At 71.7% G+C, this 19,984-nt stretch carries 14 protein-coding genes; 5 read left to right on the forward strand and 9 right to left on the reverse strand.

Features of this window, described 5'->3' with window-relative positions:
- Window positions 1–71: 71 nt before the first annotated feature.
- From OG627_RS04985 to OG627_RS05020, 8 genes are read right to left on the reverse strand one after another with little or no spacing between them, the layout of a single operon-like run.
- Complete coding sequence (locus OG627_RS04985; RefSeq protein ID WP_329061801.1) at window positions 72–1,322, reverse strand: methylaspartate mutase; 1,251 nt, start codon at window positions 1,320–1,322, stop codon at window positions 72–74.
- Window positions 1,319–1,759: a cobalamin B12-binding domain-containing protein gene (locus OG627_RS04990; protein WP_329061803.1), complete on the reverse strand. Its 441-nt coding sequence runs from the start codon at window positions 1,757–1,759 to the stop codon at window positions 1,319–1,321. The genes OG627_RS04985 and OG627_RS04990 overlap by 4 nt, the downstream gene beginning before the upstream one ends.
- The gene (locus OG627_RS04995) at window positions 1,759–3,015 is read right to left on the reverse strand and encodes a type III PLP-dependent enzyme (protein WP_329061805.1); all 1,257 of its coding nucleotides are present in this window, start codon (window positions 3,013–3,015) and stop codon (window positions 1,759–1,761) included. The genes OG627_RS04990 and OG627_RS04995 overlap by 1 nt, the downstream gene beginning before the upstream one ends.
- A complete protein-coding gene (locus tag OG627_RS05000; RefSeq protein ID WP_329061807.1) occupies window positions 3,012–4,544 on the reverse strand; it encodes an AMP-binding protein in 1,533 nt (510 codons plus the stop codon). The genes OG627_RS04995 and OG627_RS05000 overlap by 4 nt, the downstream gene beginning before the upstream one ends.
- A 57-nt stretch (window positions 4,545–4,601) precedes the next feature.
- On the reverse strand, window positions 4,602–6,311 hold the full coding sequence (locus tag OG627_RS05005; protein ID WP_329061809.1) for an AMP-binding protein: 1,710 nt from the start codon (window positions 6,309–6,311) through the stop codon (window positions 4,602–4,604).
- Between the two features lie 24 nt (window positions 6,312–6,335).
- Window positions 6,336–6,587, reverse strand: coding sequence for a phosphopantetheine-binding protein (locus tag OG627_RS05010; RefSeq protein WP_329061811.1), 252 nt, complete (start codon window positions 6,585–6,587; stop codon window positions 6,336–6,338).
- A 24-nt stretch (window positions 6,588–6,611) separates the two neighbouring features.
- Window positions 6,612–7,547 carry an ACP S-malonyltransferase gene (locus OG627_RS05015; RefSeq protein ID WP_329061812.1) on the reverse strand — a complete coding sequence of 312 codons (936 nt, stop codon included), beginning with the start codon at window positions 7,545–7,547 and terminating at the stop codon, window positions 6,612–6,614.
- A 56-nt stretch (window positions 7,548–7,603) separates the two neighbouring features.
- Window positions 7,604–8,500, reverse strand: coding sequence for a proline iminopeptidase-family hydrolase (locus OG627_RS05020; RefSeq protein ID WP_443073416.1), 897 nt, complete (start codon window positions 8,498–8,500; stop codon window positions 7,604–7,606).
- 313 nt (window positions 8,501–8,813) lie between these two features.
- Between OG627_RS05020 and OG627_RS05025 the strand changes: the two genes are divergently transcribed.
- The 5 genes from OG627_RS05025 (at window position 8,814) to OG627_RS05045 (ending at window position 15,594) form a co-directional block, all read left to right on the forward strand.
- Window positions 8,814–10,043 (forward strand): cytochrome P450, encoded by a 1,230-nt coding sequence (locus OG627_RS05025; RefSeq protein ID WP_329061816.1) that lies wholly within the window; start codon window positions 8,814–8,816, stop codon window positions 10,041–10,043.
- A gap of 69 nt (window positions 10,044–10,112) precedes the next feature.
- On the forward strand, window positions 10,113–11,348 hold the full coding sequence (locus OG627_RS05030) for a cytochrome P450 (protein WP_329061818.1): 1,236 nt from the start codon (window positions 10,113–10,115) through the stop codon (window positions 11,346–11,348).
- Window positions 11,349–11,376: 28 nt separating this feature from the next.
- Window positions 11,377–11,568: a ferredoxin gene (locus OG627_RS05035; RefSeq protein ID WP_329061819.1), complete on the forward strand. Its 192-nt coding sequence runs from the start codon at window positions 11,377–11,379 to the stop codon at window positions 11,566–11,568.
- Window positions 11,569–11,707: 139 nt separating this feature from the next.
- Entirely contained in the window at window positions 11,708–13,066 is a 1,359-nt protein-coding gene (locus tag OG627_RS05040; RefSeq protein WP_329061821.1) for an NAD(P)/FAD-dependent oxidoreductase, read from the forward strand.
- A 32-nt stretch (window positions 13,067–13,098) separates the two neighbouring features.
- On the forward strand, window positions 13,099–15,594 hold the full coding sequence (locus OG627_RS05045; protein ID WP_329061823.1) for a beta-galactosidase: 2,496 nt from the start codon (window positions 13,099–13,101) through the stop codon (window positions 15,592–15,594).
- On the opposite strand, the gene OG627_RS05050 is transcribed toward OG627_RS05045, so the two are convergent.
- Window positions 15,578–19,924, reverse strand: coding sequence for a hypothetical protein (locus OG627_RS05050; protein ID WP_329061824.1), 4,347 nt, complete (start codon window positions 19,922–19,924; stop codon window positions 15,578–15,580). The genes OG627_RS05045 and OG627_RS05050 overlap by 17 nt on opposite strands.
- Window positions 19,925–19,984: the final 60 nt, after the last annotated feature.

The raw sequence follows: 19,984 nt of genomic DNA on the forward strand, positions 1-19,984 counted from the left end.
TCGGCCGAAACCGTTTTTCCACACGGTAGTGACGTCCCATGAGGGGCTACACCCTTACGCACCCCTACGGATCACACGGGCGTTTCGAGGTCGAACTTCCGACGGATATAGGAAAGGGATTCCAGAAGTTCGCCGGAGGTTATGGTGCGCGCGCCGTAGGTGTCCACCAGACCACTCAGAGGCAATTTCCCGATATCCGCCCAGCGCAGCCGTCCTTCGCCGTCGATATAGCTTCTGCTGCGTCCGCTGTTGTCCGGGTGCAGGCAGTAGGGAATATCGAGATATCCGCGCCGGAAGGCCAGCAGCAGTGCCGTGCCGAGATCCGGCGCCATGTTCAGTACGGCGTCGACGAGCGCCGACGCCTCCGCGTACGTCTGCGAGTCGGCGTCGGCCCCGGTGTCGACCGGGGTGCGGGCCGCCGCGGCCGCCGCGTACTCCAGCGCGCCGACGTTCTCCTCGATCGTGGGGATCCGGACGGATTCGGCGACGGTCTTGACGATGAGCCGCTCGGAGCCCGAGGCGGCGGCGAGTTCGGCCGCCTGGCCGAGCAGCCGGTACGCGCCCCGCGGCGACACGGGGTACACGCCCATGTACGCGTAGATGACGACGTGCCAGTCCGCCCCCGGCAGCAGCTCGGCGCAGAGCCGGCGCAGCGCGGCCACGGCCTCGGCGTCCTGTCGCGCGTTCGTCTGCTGCGCGTAGCTGGCCGAGATGGAGCGCACCCCGTGCCGGTGGAAGAACAGCGCCTCCAGCGCGCTGATCGCCACCAGCATGCTCGGCGGGCAGAGCTGGCCCAGCATGCAGCCGCCGAAGGTCTCCAGATGGGGGTCCATGCCGGCCTCGCGGGAGCGGACGAACAGCTCGCACGAGCGCGACCAGTTGTCCATCGACTCCTGGAGCGGGATCCGGCCGTAGGGCAGGCAGTACGAGACGGGGCCGCCCTCGGAGGCGTCGAGTCCCGCGGTCATCAGCGCCCGGAAGATGTCCTCGGGGGTGGCGGATCCGTGCCGCACCTGGATGGGGAAGTCGGCGCCGTACAGGCCGTCCACGACCCCGGCCGTGGTCGCGAGGTCGTGGCTGACGATCGGATAGCCGTTGAGCGACACCCCTTCCAGCAGGGCGAGTCCGGCGGACTCCAGATCTCCCACCCGGGTGTAGCTGTCCAGGGTGATGGTGCCGACGGTCGTCGCGCGGGCGTCCTTGGTCGCGCGCAGTCCCGCCCGCATCCTGTCCGGCTCGCTCATCCCCATCCGGGGCTGGACCACCAGTCTCCCGGCGTCGTGGGCCCGGCGCACGAAGGCGCCGAACCCGGTGCCCGTCATGCCGGGGTGCGCTGCGGGAGCGAGTCGAGCAGCCGCCGGAAGGTGTCGATGTCGCCCGCGCTGTCGTCGAACACCGCGTCGTATCCGGCCTGGAGCAGATTGGCCCGCTCCGCCGCGTCCTGCGCACCGGAGATGCCCAGTTTTCCGCCGATGACCGCCGGAATTCCGCTCAGTTCGGGGCGCTCCCGCAGCCGGGTGATCATCCGCATTCCGTCCTGGTATCCGTGGCCGTTGACGCTGCTCAGGACGAGCAGCGCGGGCCGGCGGGCCAGGCTCTCCGCGATCAGGAGGTCCTCGGGTACGCACGGGCCGAGATTGACCACGTCGTACCCCATTTCCTCCAGCAGCAATTGGAGAAAGACCAGATTCCAGGTGTGTGAATCCGATGTGCCACCGGCGACGACGACGCTCTCGCCCCTGTTGACCGCTGCGCTCATCACAGCCCCCGTCCCAGTTCGTAGTCGCGAGTGTGCTGAATGCGGGAGGCCGAGACGACCTCCGGGCCCCTGACGACGATTTCGGCGGGCGCGGGCCTGCCGAGGAACATCAGCAGGCTGGCCGTCACACCGTAGGAACCGGCGTTGGGAATGGCGACGGTGTCGCCCGGCGCCAGCGCGGGCAGTTCGATGTCCCGCCCGAGGATGTCGCCGGGGGTACACAACGGCCCGACCAGGCTGGCCAGTTGCTCGTGCGGCGCGCCGGTCTCGTACGGACGCACGGAGACGGGCAGGATACGGCCGAGGCCGGACATCCCGCCGAAGGAGTTGATTCCGCCGTCGAGGATGACGAAGCGCCGGCCGCGGCTCTCCTTGAGGTTGACCACACCGACCAGCAGGGTGCCGCTGTCGGCGACCAGATAGCGCCCCGATTCGCAGGCGATGCGCGGGCCGCCGTCGCGCCAGCCGGGGAAGTGGGTGTCGAGGCTCTCCGCCAGCGCCGCGCGCAGCGCGCCGTAGACCGGCCGCTCGCCGATCACCGCGTACGGTGCGGCGAACCCGCCGCCGATGTCCACGAACCGGAAGGCGACGCCGAGTTCGTCCTGCAACTGGGCGGCCAGCGCGATGGTGTGCTGGAACTCGGCGATGAGGCTCGGCTCGTCCGCGGAGTTGCTGAGCGGGAAGAAGTGCAGCCCGGCCACGGTGGTTCCGGCGACGCCGGTCAGCTCGTCGCGCAGGGCCGGCAGTGTCTCGCTGTCGAAGCCGAACTGGGAGGGGACGCCGGTCATCCGGATGCTGGTCGAGGCACTGGCGCTGACACTGTTCACCCGCAGCAGGCAGTCCGCGACGACGCCGAGCCGTACGCCGACCGCGCCGATGTGCCGCAGGTCGCCGAGGGACTCGACGGAGAACAGCCGCACGCCCCGGGCGAGCGCCTCCGCGATCTCCTCGTCGGTCTTCCCGGGGCCGGTGTAGAGCACTTCGGCGGCGTCGAGCCCGGCGTCCAGGACGGCGGTCAGCTCCCCGACGGAGCTGATCTCCGCCCGGCAGCCGCGCCGCCGGGCGCCGCCGCGCTCCTGGGCGACGCCCATCTCCCGCACGATCTCGGGGTGCGGGTTCGCCTTCACCGCGTAGAACACGTCGACCTCGTCGGGCAGCGCCGCGAACAGGTCGCGCTTCGCCGCCGCGACGCGGTCGAGGTCGTACACGTACGACGGGGTGCCGAAGCGCTTGGCGAGTTCGGTGTGGCCGGTCACGACAGGGTCCTTTCGAGGATCAGGGCGAGCTGCTTGCGCTCGTGCTTTCCGTGCAGGGTCAGGGGCAGCTCGTCGATCACCCGGCAGACGCCGGGCACCTTGGCCGGCTCCAGCCGCAGGGACAGCTCGCGCAGCACGGTGTGCGGTTCCACCTCGCCCTCGACGAACACCGCGAGGTCGCGGTCGCCGGCGGGCGGCAGTGCGGCGGCGGCCCGGACACCGGGGATGTCCATCGTGGCGGCCTCGATCTCGGTGGTGCTCATCCGCACGCCCTTGCGCTTGAACACGTCGTCGCGGCGGCCCTCGTAGTACAGGAAGCCGTCCTCGTCCACGTGGCCGTAGTCGCCGGTGTGCAGCCGCCTGCGGCCGTCGACCGGTGAGGGGCGGAAGGTGCGTTCGGTGATCTCCGGGGCCCGCCAGTAGCCGGGCATGACATGCGGTCCCTCGACCACGATCTCGCCCGTCTCACCGACGGGCACCTCGGTCCCGGTCTCGTCGAGGATGAACACCGTCGTACCGGGCAGCGGCCGGCCGACCGAGTCGGCCTTGCTGTCCTCGAACTCCGGCGGCAGTACGGAGATGCGCTTGCACTCGGTCTGGCCGAACTGGCGCACCACCTCGGCGCCGGGGAACGCGGCCCGCAGCCCGTCGGCGGTCTGCTTGGGCAGGGCGGCGCCGGTGTTGGTGAACATCCGTACCCGCGAGACCTGTTCCGGCTCGCGTTCGGCCAGGGTGCAGATCATCGTGGCCAGGGACGGCACGATGGGGACCACGGTGGCGCCGGACTCGCGGATCCGGCGCAGCAGCACCAGGTCCGACTCGCCGTCGGCGAGCACCAGTTCCGAGCGGCCGAGGGCGGAGAGCAGGATCTTGTAGAGCCCGTAGTCCCAGGAGATGGGGAACCGGCAGAACACCACGTCGTCGGGGCGGTAGCCGAGTTCGAGATTGATGGCCTCGGAGGCGAAGACCATCCGGCCGTGCGGGCAGATGACCGCCTTCGGCGCCGCGGTGCTGCCCGAGGTGTAGACGAGCACGGCGATGTCCTCGGGGCCGGTGACCGCGGGGGTGAGCGCCCGCGCGCCCGCCGTGTACCGCGCGGACACCTCGTCCCAGACCTCGGTCAGTCCGAGGACCGTGACCGGTGAGAACGAGCCGAGTGCGGCCACCGACGCGTCGGCGGCGATGACCAGCCGGGGTTCGCAGTTGGTGAGGACCGAGCGCAGATGGTAGTCCTTCATACCGGTGTTGACCGGCACGAACACCGCACCGCGCCGGGAGACCCCGTAGAACAGCGCGACCAGCTCGCGGGTGCTCGGCACCTGGACGAGCACCCGGTCGCCGGGGCCGATCCCGCGCGACTCCAGCCACGCGTCCACGGCGTGGCTGTGGGCGACGAGTTCCGGGTAGGTCCAGCGCCCGTCGCGGTCGGCGACCGCGACGGCGCCGGGTCCGGTGTCCGCTGTCGCCTCGTCAAGCACCTGGTGCACCAGCACGTCAGGCCGGGCTTCCGATGTCGAATTACGGTTCACGGCGCCCCGTACTACCTTTCATCAGAGCCCTCGCGCAGAGCCGGGGGACGGGCCGTCTCAGTCGACGGTCGTCGCGGCCTGGAGGGCGAGCTTCCTGCGGTCGATCTTTCGGTTCGAGTTCAGGGGGAACTCGGCGAGATGCACGTATTTCCTCGGGACGACCGCGGCGGGCAGCACCGCGCGCGCGTCCCGGGCCAGCTGGACGGCGGAGACCGGGGTGCCGGTGTAGAACACCACCAGCTCCACCGACTCGTCGGCGGGTACGGCCACGGTGACCGCGTCCTGCACTCCGCCGCCGGCCCGCACCGCGGCGTCCACCTCGGCCAGCTCCACCCGTACGCCGTGCACCTGGACCTGGGCGTCCTTGCGGCCCAGATACTGGAGCACACCGCCGTCCGTGCGTCTGACCCGGTCGCCGGTGCGGTACCAGCGCCTGCCGTACCGGTGGAAGAACCGGCCGGTGTCGTCGGCGGGGTCGAGATAGCCGGGGGTGAGCTGGCGGCCCGCGATGCACAACTCCCCCTCGGTGGCGCTCTCCTCGGCGGCGTTCTCCTCGGTGGCGTTCTCCTCGGCGGGCGGGCCGCCCGGCGAGTCCTCCGGCGGGTCGAGCAGCAGTACGTCGTGGCCGCTGTGTACGGAGCCGATCGGCACCATGTTGTTGAGCCCGCGCTCCCCGGTCCACCGGTGGGCGCTGATGGTGATCGTCAGCTCGGTGGGCCCGTACAGGTTCTCCAGCTCGGCGCCCGGCGCGGCGCCGTGCCAGTCCTCGGCGTCCTGGCAGCTCAGGGCCTCCCCCGCGAAGAAACTCCAGCGCAGGGAGGGCATCGAACCGGGGCGCAGGCCGCCCATGCGGCGGATCAGCGCGATGGCGCTGGGGGTGGAGAACCAGACGGTCAGTCCGTGGGCGGCGACGAAGGCGGGCATGTCGCGGAACGCCTGCGGCGGTGGCACCACGAGAGTGGCGCCGGCGCCCCAGGCGCAGAAGAGGTCGAACATGCCGCAGTCGAAGTTGAGATCGAAGTTCTGCGAGAACACGTCGTCGGGTCCGAAGTCGTACCGCGCGTCGAGCAGGGAGAAGTAGTGCGCGGTGTTGGCGTGGGTGACCGGCACGCCCTTGGGCCGGCCCGTGGAGCCCGAGGTGAACAGGGTGTACGCGATGTCCTCGGCCCGTACGGGCCTCGGCGCCGCCAGCGCGGCGGCCGGATCGAGGGCGACGGTCCTGAGCCGGCCGGTCGCGGTGTGTTCCACTCCCTTGTGGTCCACCCCGTCCCCGTCCACCCCTTCCCCGTCCGCTCCGGTGGTGTCCGCCCCGGTGGTGTCCCCGGCCGGCGCGTACAGCACCGGGAGGTCCACACCGAGGTCCCGCAGCGCGATGAGCGCGGGCAGTGAGTCGTCGTCGGCGATCAGCGCGCGCACCCCGCTCGCCTCGATCATCCGAAGGGTGCGCGCGGCCGGGAAGGCGGGCTGTAGCGGGACCATGGTGATCCCGGTGTACAGACCGGCGAGGACCGACGCGTAGGCCGAGGCTCCCTTGCCCGCCAGCACCCCGACCGCGGGCGGCCGGGTGTCCAGCGCGGCCAGCAGCGAGCCCGCCAGCAGCAGCGCGCGCTCGTGCAGCCGCCGGTAGGTCAGCGTCACCTCGCCGGACCGCACGGCGGGCCGGTCGGGAGACTTGGCCAGTCCGCGCAGGAACCGTCCGGGCAGTGTGTCGTGCGTGCTGCCGTCCACACCGTCGCCCGTGCCGTTGTCGATGTCGATGCCGTTCATCGGGGCCCTCACCGTGATGTCCCGCTATCCGGCGGTGCGCTGGAGCATGTTCTCCACGGTCTTCCACAGGACGCCCGGGGTCTCGAACGTCTCCATGGTCAGCGCGCCGTCGAGGAACCGCACCTGGTAGGCGTTCTCCAGATTGCCGAGCAGCTCCACGGTGCCGAGCGAGTCGAGCCCGAGGTCACGGAGTTTGACGTCGCTCTCCAGCGGCTCCTGCGGCGGCAGGAAGGGCAGGAACCTGCGCAGCAGTTCTTCGAACTGGTCGTCCCACATGCTGACTCCAAAAGGTCGGTGTGCTCACGCGGCGCCGGCCCGGCGCCGCGGTGTCATCGCAAGCCGCGGATTGGCGGGGATGACCTCGAAGTTGCTCGTCGTACAGGGAACGCGGCCGAACAGGCTGTCCGGTCCCGCGACACAGACCCGCCGGATGCCGGACCGCTGGAGCGCGGCCACCACCTCCGGCCAGTTCAGGGGGCGCACGAAGCTGTCGAGCAGCATGGTGCGGATGCCGTCGGCCGTGCGGACGATGGTGCCGTCCTGGTCGGCCACGACCGGCAGGTGCGGGTCACGGAAGTCGAGGGTGGACAGGACCTCGCGCTCGGCCTTGTCCCGCAGCCCGGCGAACGCGGCCGAGTGCATGGGCGGGCGCATGGTGTAGAGCGACATCCCGCCGACGGAGCGCAGCCGGTTCTGGAGCCGGGGTACGAGGCCCTCCCGCAGCGCGAGCATGTAGAAGCCCTCGTCGAAGTAGCAGGTGATGTCGTGCCACTCGCCCTCCGCGTCGAGTTCCGCGCGGATCTCGTCGAGTTCCTTCTCGGGGGTGCGCACGAAGGACAGGCAGACGATGTCGGTGTGTTCACGGCGGAAGTGGTCGTCCATGCAGCGGGCGAGTTCCGCGGTCATCCGGATGGCCTCGGCGACGGGCAGTGCTCCGGAGTAGGCGATCGCGGCCTTCTCGCCGAAGCTGGGTCCCACGCACAGCGCCGGTTCGACGGACAGGGTCCGGGTGGCCCAGTGCGCGGAGGCCAGGCAGTTCACCAGGAAGGCGACCTGGGCGGCCTCCGAGTAGTCGCCGTCGGCCTCGCGGAAGGCGTCGACCAGCGAGTAGCCGAGCACCTCGTCGGCGATGGCGACCAGGCTCCTGGCGTAGGGATTGACCACCATGAACCGGCCGACATCGGCGAAGGCGGACGGGCCCATACCGGGAAAGACGATCGCTGTTTCGTTCACCACGGCCTTGCCTCCCTCCACAGACTCTTCCTCTACGGGCACTGCGGGCACTGCGGGCACTACAGGCTCTTCAGGAACTCGACCATCACTTCGTCGAACCGCTCCGGCTCCTCAAGATGCGGAAGGTGGCTGGAGTTCTCGAAGATCTCCCAGCGCACCTGGGGAATGCCGTCGAAATAGGGCTGCATGGTGACCGGTGTCGCCTCGTCGTACCGGCCGCCGATCAGCAGCGTCGGCGCCTCGATCGAGGGCAGTCCCTCGATGACGCCCCAGTCCTTCAGTGTGCCGATCACGTGGAACTCGTTGGGCCCGTTCATCGTGTAGTACACGGTCGGGTCGTTGTAGATCTCCATGAACGAGGAGAGGAAGTCGCGCGGCCACGGAACGGTCCGGCACACATGACGGTTGTAGAAGACCCGCATCGCCGCCAGGTAGTCGGCGTCGTCGGTGGTACGGGCCGCCTCGTGCCGCAGCAGCGTCTCCTGCACCCCGGGCGGCAGGGCGGCCCGCAGCACCGCCATCTCGCTGAGCCACAGCGGGTACGAGGCGGGCGCGTTGGCGATCACCAGCCCGCGCAGTCCGGCCGGCCGGGCCTTGGCGTGCTCGGCGACGAGCAGCCCGCCCCAGGACTGGCCGAACAGGACGTAGCCGGAGCCGACGCCGAGTTCGGTGATCAGATTGTCCAGCTCGGCGAGGAACAGCTCCACCGTCCAGAAGTCGGCTTCCCTGTCGGGCAGATGGGTCGATCCGCCGTTGCCGAGCTGGTCGTAGTGGACCACCGGCCAGCCCTTCTCCGCGAGGGAGGCCAGACTGAGCAGATAGTCGTGGGTGCTGCCGGGGCCGCCGTGCACGGCGATGACGGCCGGCCGGCCGCTGTGCAGGTCGCCGGTGACCCGGTACCACGTTCGGTACTCCCCGAAAGGGACGGTGCCCTTCGCGCTGGGGTCCGGGGACACGGTGACCACCTCCATCGACAGACCTGATCCGGGGGATGCACGGGACCGTGATCCGGGACGACGCTAACCCGGCACCGCACCGCTTCTGGACCCCTAACGGCCCCTACCCCCGGGACCGTTGGCGCAGTGCCGCGCCGGGGCCCGGGCAGGCCCGGGACCAGCGGCGGAGCGCACCAGGGGGGTGTAGGGGTGTGATCCGGTCGGCCCGCTGTTTAGCGTGCGAGCAGCGGTCGGAAAGCGCCGCGCCCGGCACCGCCACGGGCGGCTGCTCGACGTGTCCGCGCGTACGACGTATCGAGTGCGAGAGGGCATCATGACCCAACCAGCCGAACAGGACCACGACACGACGCGGCATCCCGCGTTCCCGATGGCGCGCGCCTGCCCGTTCAGCCCGCCGGAGGAGTACGCCAAGCTGCGGGAGACCGAGCCGGTCTCGCGCGCCAGCCTCAAGGTCAACGGCAAGCCCGCGTGGCTGATCACGAAGCACGATCACATCAAGAAGATCCTCGGCGACTCGCGGGTGACCGCGAATCTGAAGCTGCCCGGCTATCCGCTCCAGGTGCCGGTCCCCGAGGAGATGCTCCAGGCGGTGCCACTGACCTTCCTGTCGATGGATCCGCCGGACCACACGGTCCAGCGGCGCATGCTGGCACCGGAGTTCAGCGTCCGGTCGATGCGCGCGCTGCGGGAGCGGGTGCAGCAGATCGTGGACCACCAGATCGACACGATGCTCGCCGCCGGCGGCCCGGTGGATCTGGTGACCGCCCTCGCCCTGCCGGTGCCCTCCCTGGTCATCTGCGAACTGCTCGGGGTGCCGTACGAGGACCACGAGCGGTTCGAGATCTGGGCCTGGCAGATCATGAATCATGACATCAGCGACGAGGAACGTGGCGTCGCGCACTATGAACTGGACCAGTACGTCGACCAGTTGGTCACCACCAAGGAGTCCGTGCCGGGCGACGACATGATCAGCCGGCTGATCGAGCAGAACCGCGCCGAGCCGGCGGTGACCCACGCCGACATCGTCAGCATGGCCCGGCTGATGCTGGTCACCGGCCATGAGACGACCGCCAACATGATCGCGCTCGGCACCCTGGCGCTGCTGGAGAACCCGGACCAGCTCGACGCCGTCAAGAAGGACTCGGCGCTGCTGCCCAAGGCCGTCGAGGAGCTGCTGCGCTACTTCTCCATCTCCGACTCCGGCACCGCCCGCGTCGCCCTGGAGGACATCGAGATCGGCGGTGTCACCATCCGGGCCGGCGAGGGCATCCTGCCGCTCAACAACTCCGCCAACCACGACGAGTCGGTCTTCCCGGACGCGAACACCCTGGACATCGGCCGGGAGGCCCGCAGCCACCTCGCCTTCGGTTACGGGATCCACCAGTGCGTCGGCCAGAACCTGGCCCGCCTCGAACTCGAAATCGTCTACGGCACCCTCTTCCGCCGCATCCCCGAACTCCGCCTCGCCGCGCCCCTGGAGAAGCTGAAGTTCAAGGACGACGCGATGGTCTTCGGCGTCTACGAGCTGCCCGTCACCTGGTAGGTGCCGCACCGGCACCTCAGCACACCGCCGCTCCGCTCCGGCACCCCGTTTCGATTCGAGAGGGCATCCATGACCCAGTCCGCCGAAGGCACCCGGGACGAGGTGGCGACGCAGCATCCCGCCTTCCCGATGGTGCGCACCTGCCCGTTCGCCCCGCCGCAGGAGTACGCCAAGCTCCGCGAGACCGAGCCGGTCTCCCGCGCGACCCTCAAGGTCAACGGCAAGCCCACCTGGCTGGTCACCAAGCACGACCACGTCAAGGAGGTGCTCGGTGACGCCCGGGTGAGTTCGAACCTCAAACTCCCCGGCTACCCGCACCAGTTCCACATCCCGGAGGAGATGCTCCAGTCCGTCCGGCTGATGCTCCTGTCGATGGATCCGCCGCAGCACACCGATCAGCGCCGCATGCTGATCCCCGAGTTCACCGCCCGCAGGGTGCGCGAGATGCGGCCGCGGATCCAGGAGATCGTGGACGAGCGGATCGACGCGATGCTCGCCTCGGGCGGCCCGGTGGATCTGGTGACCGCCCTCGCCCTGCCGGTGCCCTCGCTGGTCATCTGCGAACTGATCGGGGTCCCCTACGAGGACCACCGGCAGTTCGAGGAGTGGTCGGCGCTGATGATGAACCGCGACATCAGCCAGGAGGAGTACGGGGCGGCGGTGGCCGGTCTGGACATGTATCTGGACAAGCTGGTCACCACGAAGGAGAACGAGCCCGGTGACGATCTGATCAGCCGGTTCATCGAGAAGAACCGCGCCGAGCCGGTCGCTGACCACACCGACATCGTGACCATGGCCCGGCTGATGCTGGTCGGTGGGCACGAGACGAGTGCCAACATGATCGCGCTCGGTGTGCTGGCGCTGCTGGAGCACCCCGAGCAGCTGGACGCCGTCAAGAACGACGCCGCGCTGCTGCCCAGGGCCATCGAGGAACTGCTGCGCTACTTCTCCATCTCCGACTCCGGCACCGCCCGCGTCGCCCTGGAGGACATCGAAGTCGGCGGCACCACGATCCGGGCCGGCGAGGGCATCCTCGCCCTCAACAACTCCGCCAACCACGACGAGGCCGTCTTCCACGACCCCGACACCCTCGACATCCGCCGGGAGGCCCGTAACCACCTCGCCTTCGGGTACGGGATCCACCAGTGCATCGGCCAGAACCTGGCCCGCCTCGAACTCGAAATCGTCTACGGCACCCTCTTCCGCCGCATCCCCGAACTCCGCCTCGCCACGCCCTTGGACGAACTCCAGTTCAAGGACGACGCGATGGTCTACGGCATCTACGAACTGCCCGTCACCTGGTGACCGGCCCCCGAGGAGAGGTCTGCCCGCCATGCGCGTCAGCATCGAAACCGACAAGTGTGTGGGCTCGGGCCAGTGTGTGATGCTCGCGCCCGATGTCTTCGACCAGGGTGACGACGGCATCGTCCTGCTGCTCCAGGACGAGCCGCCCGAGGAGACGCACGAGGATGTGCGGCAGTCGGCCATGATGTGCCCGACCCGCCTCATCCACGTCGCGGAGTGAACCGCCCCGGCGGGCACCCGGCTCTCCGGGTGCCCGCCGGACCCGCGCCGCGGCCGGGCTTCATCCGTACGGACCGGCTTACCCCCGAATGCCGGACGCCGGGGACTGGAACCCTCACGGAGCGAGCAGAAGAGGGACCATGACACGAGCAAGGATCCTCATCGTCGGAGGCGGCTTCGCCGGAGTCGAGTGCGCCCGCCGCCTGGAACGCACCCTCTCGCCCGAGCAGGCGCGGATCGCCCTGGTGGCGCCCTTCAGCTACCAGCTCTACATGCCCCTGCTGCCCCAGGTGGCCTCCGGGGTGCTCACCCCGCAGTCCGTGGCGGTCTCGCTGCGGCGCGGGCTGCACCACACCCGCGTCATCCCCGGCGGCTCCATCGGTGTGGACACCGACGCCAAGGTGTGCGTCATCCGGAAGATCACCGATGAGATCGTCGATGAACGGTACGACTATCTCGTCCTCGCGCCCGGCAGCGTGACCAGGACCTTCGACATCCCCGGCCTGTCCGAGCACGCCCTGGGCATGAAGACGCTCGCCGAGGCCGCGTATCTGCGCGATCACGTCATCGCCCAGCTCGATCTGGCCGACGCGGCGACCGACGAGGCCGAGCGCGCCTCCCGGCTGCGGTTCATCGTGGTGGGCGGCGGCTACGCGGGGACCGAGACGGCGGCCTGCCTCCAGCGCATCACCATGTCGGCGGCCCGGCGCTACCCCCGGCTGGACGCGCGGCTGATCAAGTGGCACATCGTCGACGTGGCGCCCAAGCTGATGCCGGAACTCGGCGACAAGCTCGGCACGGACGCCCTGCGGATCCTGCGCGCCCGCGGCATCGAGGTGTCCCTCGGTGTCTCGGTCGCCAAGGTCGAACCCGAGCTGGTCACCCTCACCGACGGCCGCGCGCTGCCCTGCCGCACCCTCGTCTGGACGGCGGGCGTCACCGCGAGCCCGCTGATCGCCACCCTGGGCGCCGAGACCGAACGGGGCCGGCTCACCGTCACCAGCCGGCTCACCGTGCCCGGCGCCGACGGGGTCTTCGCCCTGGGCGACGCCGCCGCCGTGCCCGACCTCACCAAGGGCGACGGCGCCGTCTGCCCGCCCACCGCACAGCACGCCCAGCGCCAGGGCCGGACGGCCGCCGACAACGTGACCGCCTCGCTGCGCGGCACCGCCCCGCGCTCCTACGTCCACAAGGACCTCGGTCTGGTGGTCGACCTCGGCGGCAGGGACGCGGTGTCCCGCCCCCTCGGCCTGCAACTGACCGGTCTTCCGGCCCAGGCCGTGGCGCGCGGCTATCATCTGATGGCGCTGCGCACCAATGTCGCCAAGGTCCGTACGATGACCAACTGGCTGCTGAACGCGGCGGCGGGCGACGACTACGTCCGTACCGGATTCCAGAGCCGCCGACCGGCCACCCTGCGCGACTTCGAGTACACCGACTCCTATCTGACGCACGATCAGATCCGGTCGCGCACAAGGTCACCGGCCTCCGGCGGCTGACCCTCCGACGGGGGGCGGGGAGGAGTGGGGCCGTGGAGCACACCCTGAGCATGACGGACCGGCCGGAGCCACCGCTGCGTGGGCATCTCGACCTGGGCGACCGGCCGGGCGTCCCCCACCCCATCGAGGTCACCAGCCGCTTCCTGACCAGAGGCGGCGTCCCCCACATACCGGTGACCGCCGAGTACCACTACAGCCGCCACCCCCGCGCCCGCTGGGAACAGGCGCTGCGGAAGATCAGGAGCGGTGGCGCGACGGCCGTCGCGAGCTATCTGTTCTGGCTCCACCACGCCCCCGAGGAGGGCGCCCCGCGCTTCGACGGCCACCTCGACGTACGGCACTTCGCGCAGCTGTGCGCGCGGCTCGGTCTCGGCTTCGTACCGCGGATCGGCCCGTGGGTGCACGCGGAGGCGCGGGGCGGCGGGCTGCCCGACTGGGTACGGGCGCGGGACATCACCGTACGCAGCGACGACCCGGGCTATCTGGCGCTGGTGCGCGGCTGGTACGGCGCGGTCGCCGAGCAGCTGCGCGGCCTCGACCGGGCCTCCGGCGGGCCGGTGCTCGCCCTCCAGATCGAGAACGAGCTGTTCGCCGACCCCGGGCACCTGGCCAGACTCAAGGCGCTCGCCGCCGAGCTGGGCCTCGACGCGCCGCTGTGGACCACCACCGCCTGGGGCGGCGTGCGGCTGCCGGGGGACGAACTGCTCCCGCTGTACGGCGGATACACCGACGGCTTCTGGTTCGGCTCCGACGATCCCTGGGACGACAGCTGCCGCGCCAACTTCCTCTTCGGCCACGACCGCGACGATCCGGGCATCGGCGCCGATCTGCGCACCGGCGCGGCCGCGGCGAGCACCGCCGACCCGAGCCGTTTCCCTTTCGCCACCTGCGAGTTGGGCGGCGGCATGGCGCAGGCGTACCACCGCAGGGTGCGGGTCGCCCCGGACGATGTCGCCGCGCTCGCCCTGACCAAACTGGGCTGCGGCTCCAACTGGCAGGGCTACTACGTCTTCCACGGCGGCACCAACCCGGGCCCCGGCCTCCAGGAGTCCCACGCGACCGGCTCGCCCAACGACCTGCCGGAGCTGACCTACGACTTCCAGGCACCGCTGGGCGAGTACGGCCAGGCCAGGGAGCACTACTTCGCACTGCGCCAACAGCACCTGATGCTGGCCGACTTCGGCCCCGCGCTGGCGCCGTGCGCGAGTGTGCTGCCCGACCGGCGGCCGGCCGGCCCCGGCGACACGTCCACCCTGCGCTGGGCCCTGCGCTCCGACGGCGACACCGGCTGGCTGTTCGTCAACAACCACCAGCCGCACGAGCCGTTGCCCGACCATCCCGGCGTACGGTTCGACCTCGCGCTCCCGGACGGCCACCGGGTCCGGTTCCCGCACCGTCCGGTGACCGTCCCCTCGGGCGCGTACTTCTGCTGGCCGGTCGGGCTGTGTACCGCCGGTGTGCGGCTGGCCTGGGCCACCGCGCAGCCGGTGTGCGTCCGGGAGCTGGGCGGCCGTCAGGTGCTGGTGCTGGCCGCCGAGGACGGCATCCCCGTCGAGCTGGCGTTCGCCCGCCCCGCCCCGGCCCCGATCCGCGTCCCCGAGGGCGCCGACGTCACCGACACGGGCGACGCGGTGCTGGTCGGCGGGGTGCGGCCGGGTACGGACTGCCTGATCACCGTCGGCACCGACGCGGGCGAGACCGACATCCTGGTGCTCGACCGGGCCACCGCGCGCACCGCCGTCCCGCTCGACGTCCTGGGCGCCGAGCGGCTGGTGCTGTGCGCGGACGCCGTCACCGACGAGGACGGGGCGCTGCGGCTGCACACCGCCCGTGACCGCCCGGACTTCGCCCTGCTGCCCGCGCCGGAACGGCTGCCCGAGGTGCCGGGCGCCACGCTCTCCTCGGCGGCCGACGGTGTGTTCACCCGTTACACACTGCTGCCCGACAGCGGTCCCGACGACGGTCCCGACGACGGCGTACGGGTCACCGTACGGCGGATCCGGGAGGCCGCCGCTCCCCCGGCCGCCGTCACCCGCGTACCCGGACGGGCGAGCGCCCCCGCCGCCGAGGCGTACGAGAACGCGGAGATCCACCGCGTCCGGGTCACCGGCATCCCCACCGACGCGGACGAACTGCTGCTGCGCGTGCACTGGAGCGGTGACACGGCCCGCGCCTACGGCCACCGGGACGGAGAAGAGGACGGGGACGGGATCGGGGACAGGAACGGGGGCCGGGACGCGGGTGAAGACAGGGACCGCGCGGGCTCGCTGTTCGCCGACGACTTCTGCCACGGGCGCCCCTGGGAGATCGGGCTGAGCGCGCTCGGTCCGCTCACCGGGGAACCCCGGGAGCGGACCGTCGAACTGCGGCTGCTGCCGCTGGCCGCCGACTCGCCGGTCCGCTTCCCGCCCGCCGCCCGCCCCGACCCGGGCGGCGCCCCGTTCCACGTGGCGCTGGAGCGCGTCGAGGCGGAGGTCGTGCGGGTTTGGGAGGTCGCTCCGGCCGCCGCCCTCAGGGACCGGTCGTGACCGACGCGGGCTCGCGCGCGTGACGCACGAGCCGTACGGGGCCGAAGAGGCCGGTACGGATCTGGCCGGCGACGACCGCGCCGGTCGGTGAGGCGTCGTCCAGATAGCCCGCGAGCGTGCCGCGCACCACGATCTCGATCCGATTCTCGCCGGGTCGCAGGGCGTCCGTGACATCACTGGTCCAGGGCGACCAGACGAGCCGTCCCGTCAGGGTGCCGTTGACCGTGACATCGGCGCAGCCGCGGACCTCGCCGAGGTCGAGCAGCACCCGCCCGCCGTCCGTACCGGCGGCGGCGGTGGTGGTGTGCCGGAACCACCGCTCGGGCGCGCACACCGTCGTCCGGTAGCGCACCTCGCCTCCCAGGGAGCGCAGTCCCAGCTCCTCCCAGCTCGCCAACGGGGCGGCGGCCTCGGCGACTTCGGCCGTCACGGCCGTGTCGAGGAGGGCTCCGCCCCGGCGGCCGTCGGTGGCGGTGATCCGCAGATACACCGGCGTACCGGCGGCGAGGGGGCGCCGCAGCACGACCCGGCCCGCCTCCATGGCGTACTCCTCGCCCGCCACCACGACGGTGGTCGGCAGGGAGGTGGGGACGGACAGCGAGGTGGTGCCGAGCGGTGCGGTCAGCCGCAGCCATTCGGTCCGCCCGCCGCCCGGGGACAGGTCGGGCACGAGCGGCTCGACCACCCCGCCCGGTGCGGCGGCCGGCTCCAGCCAGTGCGCGCCCGGCAGCGGATGGGGCCTGGCCCAGACGCACGCGAAGCGCGGGTCCCGGGGACTGGCGAGCCGACTGCGCAGCGGAACCCGTTCGTCCTCGCGAAAGGCCCGCCAGCCGGGCCCGCTGATCCAGCCGAGGCCGCCCCGGAGCCGGGGCGGGGAGTCCAGTACGACGGCGGTCGGCGCGGGCGGCGGCGAACCCTCGGACGAGCCGGCCGCGGATCCGGCGGCGGATCCGGCCCGCGTCACCCGCAGCACCACGGTGTTCTCACCGATCCGCAGCCGCTCCCGGATCTCGTACGGGTGGATCCGGATCTCGCGATGGCCGGGATACGGGTTGAAGTCGCCCTGTCTGCCGATCTCGACGCCGTTGACGAACACCCCGCACGGGCCGTCGCTGCCGACCTGGATCGTGCAGTCGGGCGGCAGCGCGTCGAGGCGCGTGCGGAAGGTCAGGTCCCTGCTCTCGCCGACGACGGCGGCGGTGTCGTCCGCCGCTTCGAGCCAGGCCGGGCGACGGTACGCGAGCGGTCCGCGCACCACGGCGAAGGAGGCGCGCACCGGTCCCTCCACCACGGCCTCCAGCTCGATCTCCAGCTCGACGGTGCGCCCCGCCGCCCGCACGGGCAGCAGACTGAACGACTGGTAGCCCGAGTCCCGTACGGTGACGGGCGCGCCGTCGACCGTGATCCGGCGCGCCGCGTTGGCTCCCACGGCGAGATACAGCCCGTCGCGGTCGGGCAGCGCGAGATGGGTGCGGACGGCGACGCGGCCACCCGCCGGAACCCGCCGCCAGTCGAGGAACTCCTCGGGAACGTACCCCTTGGGGCCGAGCGCTTCGGCGTGGGCCGGGTCGTTGCGGATGCCCCGGGACAGCGACCACTGGGCGGGCCGCCAGCCGTCGGCGGGCGGCTCGGCTCCGGTCCAGGGTCCGCGCACCAGCGCGAACGGCCCGTACCCGGCGACGACGGGCCGCCAGGGAGCCGCCGCGCCGGGCACGGGGCCCGCGCCCCTTCCCTTGCCAACGCCGTTGCTCCTGCCCATGCCGTTGCCTCTGCCCGCGCCATCGCCTCTGCCCCGGTCGTTGCTTCTGCCCGCGCCGTAGCCGCCGCCGTAGCCGTCGGTCAGATGATCCATGCGCCAGACCTCGATGGGCAGGATGCCGGTACGGTCGGCCGCCGCCAGGTCCCCCCGGCTGTTGTCCAGCGTCGAGGTCGCCAGCGCCGTCCACGGGCCGTCGACCGGAAGGCTGTCGCGCTCCTCGCCCAGCGGTGCGCGCGTCGGCACGGGCAGCGCGGGCGCGAGGACGACCAGCGCGACCGGCCCGTCCTCGAAGCCGAGGTCCAGCAGCCACTCCCCGTCGGGGGCAGGGGTCACGGGCAGATCCGTACGGTGTCCCGTCCCCGGGTCCCAGCGCTGGGCGCGCGGCCGGTCGGGGCCCAGGCCCGTCACCCGGACCCGCGCCCGGCGCGCGCCCGGCGGGCGGAACCGGTAGCCGGTGGTGCGCAGTTGCTCCCAGTACTCCTCCCAGGGGAAGCCCCCGGTCCACCAGTCCCCGGTGTCCAGCGAGACCACGGGGGCCTCGGTGCCGGACCGTTCGTCGTGCGCGACCAGGGTCAGCACGTGGCAGTCACCGTGCCGGCGCAGCAGGAACGGCGCGTCCGCCCGTACCCGCACCGGACCGCTCGCCACCGCTTCGGGCACCTGGTCGGCGGTTTCGGCCAGGACGAAGGCGCCCCGGGCCAGGGCGGCGCCGAACGCCTCTGCCGCCGTGTCCTGGGACGGGTCCGGCTCCTCGCCGAGGAAGAGTTCCGGCGGGCGGCCGACGCAGATCACCCGGCCGCCCGCCGCCGCGAAGCGGACCAGCGTTCGGGCGGCGCGCACGTGCAGGGCCCGCACCGGCGGCAGGATCACCGTGCGGTAGGTCTCGTCCCCGACACGCAGACCGGCGCCGTCCGTGCCGCCGGTGCTGTCCGTGCCGCCGACGCTGTCCGTGCCATCCGTTACCAAGGTCCCGGACGCGAGGGTCGTCTCGTCCAGGACGTCGTGGTCGATCCCGGCGCGCTCCAGTAAGCCGCGCTCCTCCGCGTACCACGAACTCCGGCCGTTGAGACGGTGGTAGACGGCCGCCGCCGTACGGGCCGGGCCGAGCGGCCCGTCGAGTCGCTGGTACGCCTGGGCCGTGGTCGTCGGGGAGAGCAGCACCGTGTCGCACACGTGTGTTCCGGCCGTCAGGACCGAGCACAGCCGCGCGACCGCGCCCGAGAACACGTGGTACGAGGGCCAGTACGGCTGGCGCCAGCAGGTGGAGGGCGCCGCCCACTCCCACCAGCCGCCCGCGGTGCTGTAGTAGACGGCGTGCGGGTCGTACAGGTTGGCGCCCCGGCGCAGCAGGGGCGCGAGCCAGTCGTAGGTCTCCTCCAGGGTGCCGCCCCAGCCGGTGGAGTGGAACGCCTCGATCCATGTCCGCTCGTGCCCGCGCGCGTGCGCGAGGGAGCTGTGCGTCTTCGGGTCGCCCCAGTGGTCGCTGCCGGGGGCGCCGTAGCCGGTGTGGGTGGCGAGGTAGTCGCCGTACACCTGGACCCCGCCGTTGGGGTCGCCCTCGCGGGCGGGGGATGGCTGGTCGAAGCCGCAGATCAGGCCGTGCCGGGCGAACCAGGCGTCGAGGCGGTCGAAGAATCCGCGCCGCCCGAGGCGGGCACGGTGCGCGTGGTAGTCCCGCCGGAACCGGGCCGCTTCGGCGGCGTCCGAACCGTCGCCCGCGGCGTCTTCCGTCCCGTCGTCCCACAGGGCCCACAGCCGGGGCAGCGGGTCGTATCCGTAGCGTGCGGTGAAGGTCTCGGCGAAGTCCCCGCCCCAGGTGGGCATGGCGGGCAGCTCGTCCTGGAAGAAGCCGCCGATGGCACGGCCGAACCAGTGCCCGACGCGGCGCTCCAGGGTGCCGTGGACCTGGTCCAGCAGCGCGGCGCAGGCGTCCTCGCCGAAGTAGTCGAATCCGCGGGTGCCGCTGTGCACGAGGGTGATACGGGCCGGAGCGCCGCTCCAGCGCGCCGTACCGCGGGTCAGCGGGACCCGGACGCGCGAGGCGGCGCCACCCGCTCCGGACACGCCGTCCCCCGCCTCGACCTCCGCGTAGGCGGCCAGGGCCGTGTGTCCCTCGGGCGGGGCGAGGACGGTCTCCTCGTCCCCCGCGCACCTGACCGTGGAGCGGTGCAGGGCGAGTCCGGCGAACTCGGGCCGGTCGGCGGTCAGCCGGCCCTGGAAGTTGGCGCCGGAGAAGCCGATCTGGTCGTACATCCACAGGCTGAAGCCCAGTTCCTCGGCGTCGGCGCAGGCGGTGTCGAGCAGTGCGAGCCACCGGGGGCTCAGAAAGGGCGGGTCGTCGGCCAGCGAGCCGAACATCGGCCCGGTGGGCGCCAGACACATCACGACGGCCTGCCGGATGCCCTGGGACACCATCTGCCCCATCTGCCGGCGCAGTTCCTCCCTGGTGATCGTCGCGCCGCTCCACCACCAGATCGGCAGCGGGCCGAACCGGGATTCCGGATCGGTGAAGCGGGTCAGCAGCTCGTGTGCGTAACGGCTCGGTCGCGGTACGGGGGCGCTGTCGGTCATGCGTGACCCTTCCGGGGGCTCATGCGTGCGCGGCGGGCGTGCAACGGCAAGCGCGGTACT

It is taken from the genome of Streptomyces sp. NBC_01429, assembly GCF_036231945.1.
Lineage (GTDB): Bacteria > Actinomycetota > Actinomycetes > Streptomycetales > Streptomycetaceae > Streptomyces.

Excerpts from the sequence above, each read along its gene's own strand:
- OG627_RS05005 (WP_329061809.1), bottom strand. The coding sequence starts at position 6,311 with ATGAACGGCATCGACATCGACAACGGCACGGGCGACGGTGTGGACGGC.
- OG627_RS05040 (WP_329061821.1), top strand. The coding sequence starts at position 11,708 with ATGACACGAGCAAGGATCCTCATCGTCGGAGGCGGCTTCGCCGGAGTC.
- OG627_RS05010 (WP_329061811.1), bottom strand. The coding sequence starts at position 6,587 with ATGTGGGACGACCAGTTCGAAGAACTGCTGCGCAGGTTCCTGCCCTTC.
- OG627_RS04985 (WP_329061801.1), bottom strand. The coding sequence starts at position 1,322 with ATGACGGGCACCGGGTTCGGCGCCTTCGTGCGCCGGGCCCACGACGCC.
- OG627_RS05035 (WP_329061819.1), top strand. The coding sequence starts at position 11,377 with ATGCGCGTCAGCATCGAAACCGACAAGTGTGTGGGCTCGGGCCAGTGT.
- OG627_RS05050 (WP_329061824.1), bottom strand. The coding sequence starts at position 19,924 with ATGACCGACAGCGCCCCCGTACCGCGACCGAGCCGTTACGCACACGAG.
- OG627_RS05030 (WP_329061818.1), top strand. The coding sequence starts at position 10,113 with ATGACCCAGTCCGCCGAAGGCACCCGGGACGAGGTGGCGACGCAGCAT.
- OG627_RS04990 (WP_329061803.1), bottom strand. The coding sequence starts at position 1,759 with ATGAGCGCAGCGGTCAACAGGGGCGAGAGCGTCGTCGTCGCCGGTGGC.
- OG627_RS05025 (WP_329061816.1), top strand. The coding sequence starts at position 8,814 with ATGACCCAACCAGCCGAACAGGACCACGACACGACGCGGCATCCCGCG.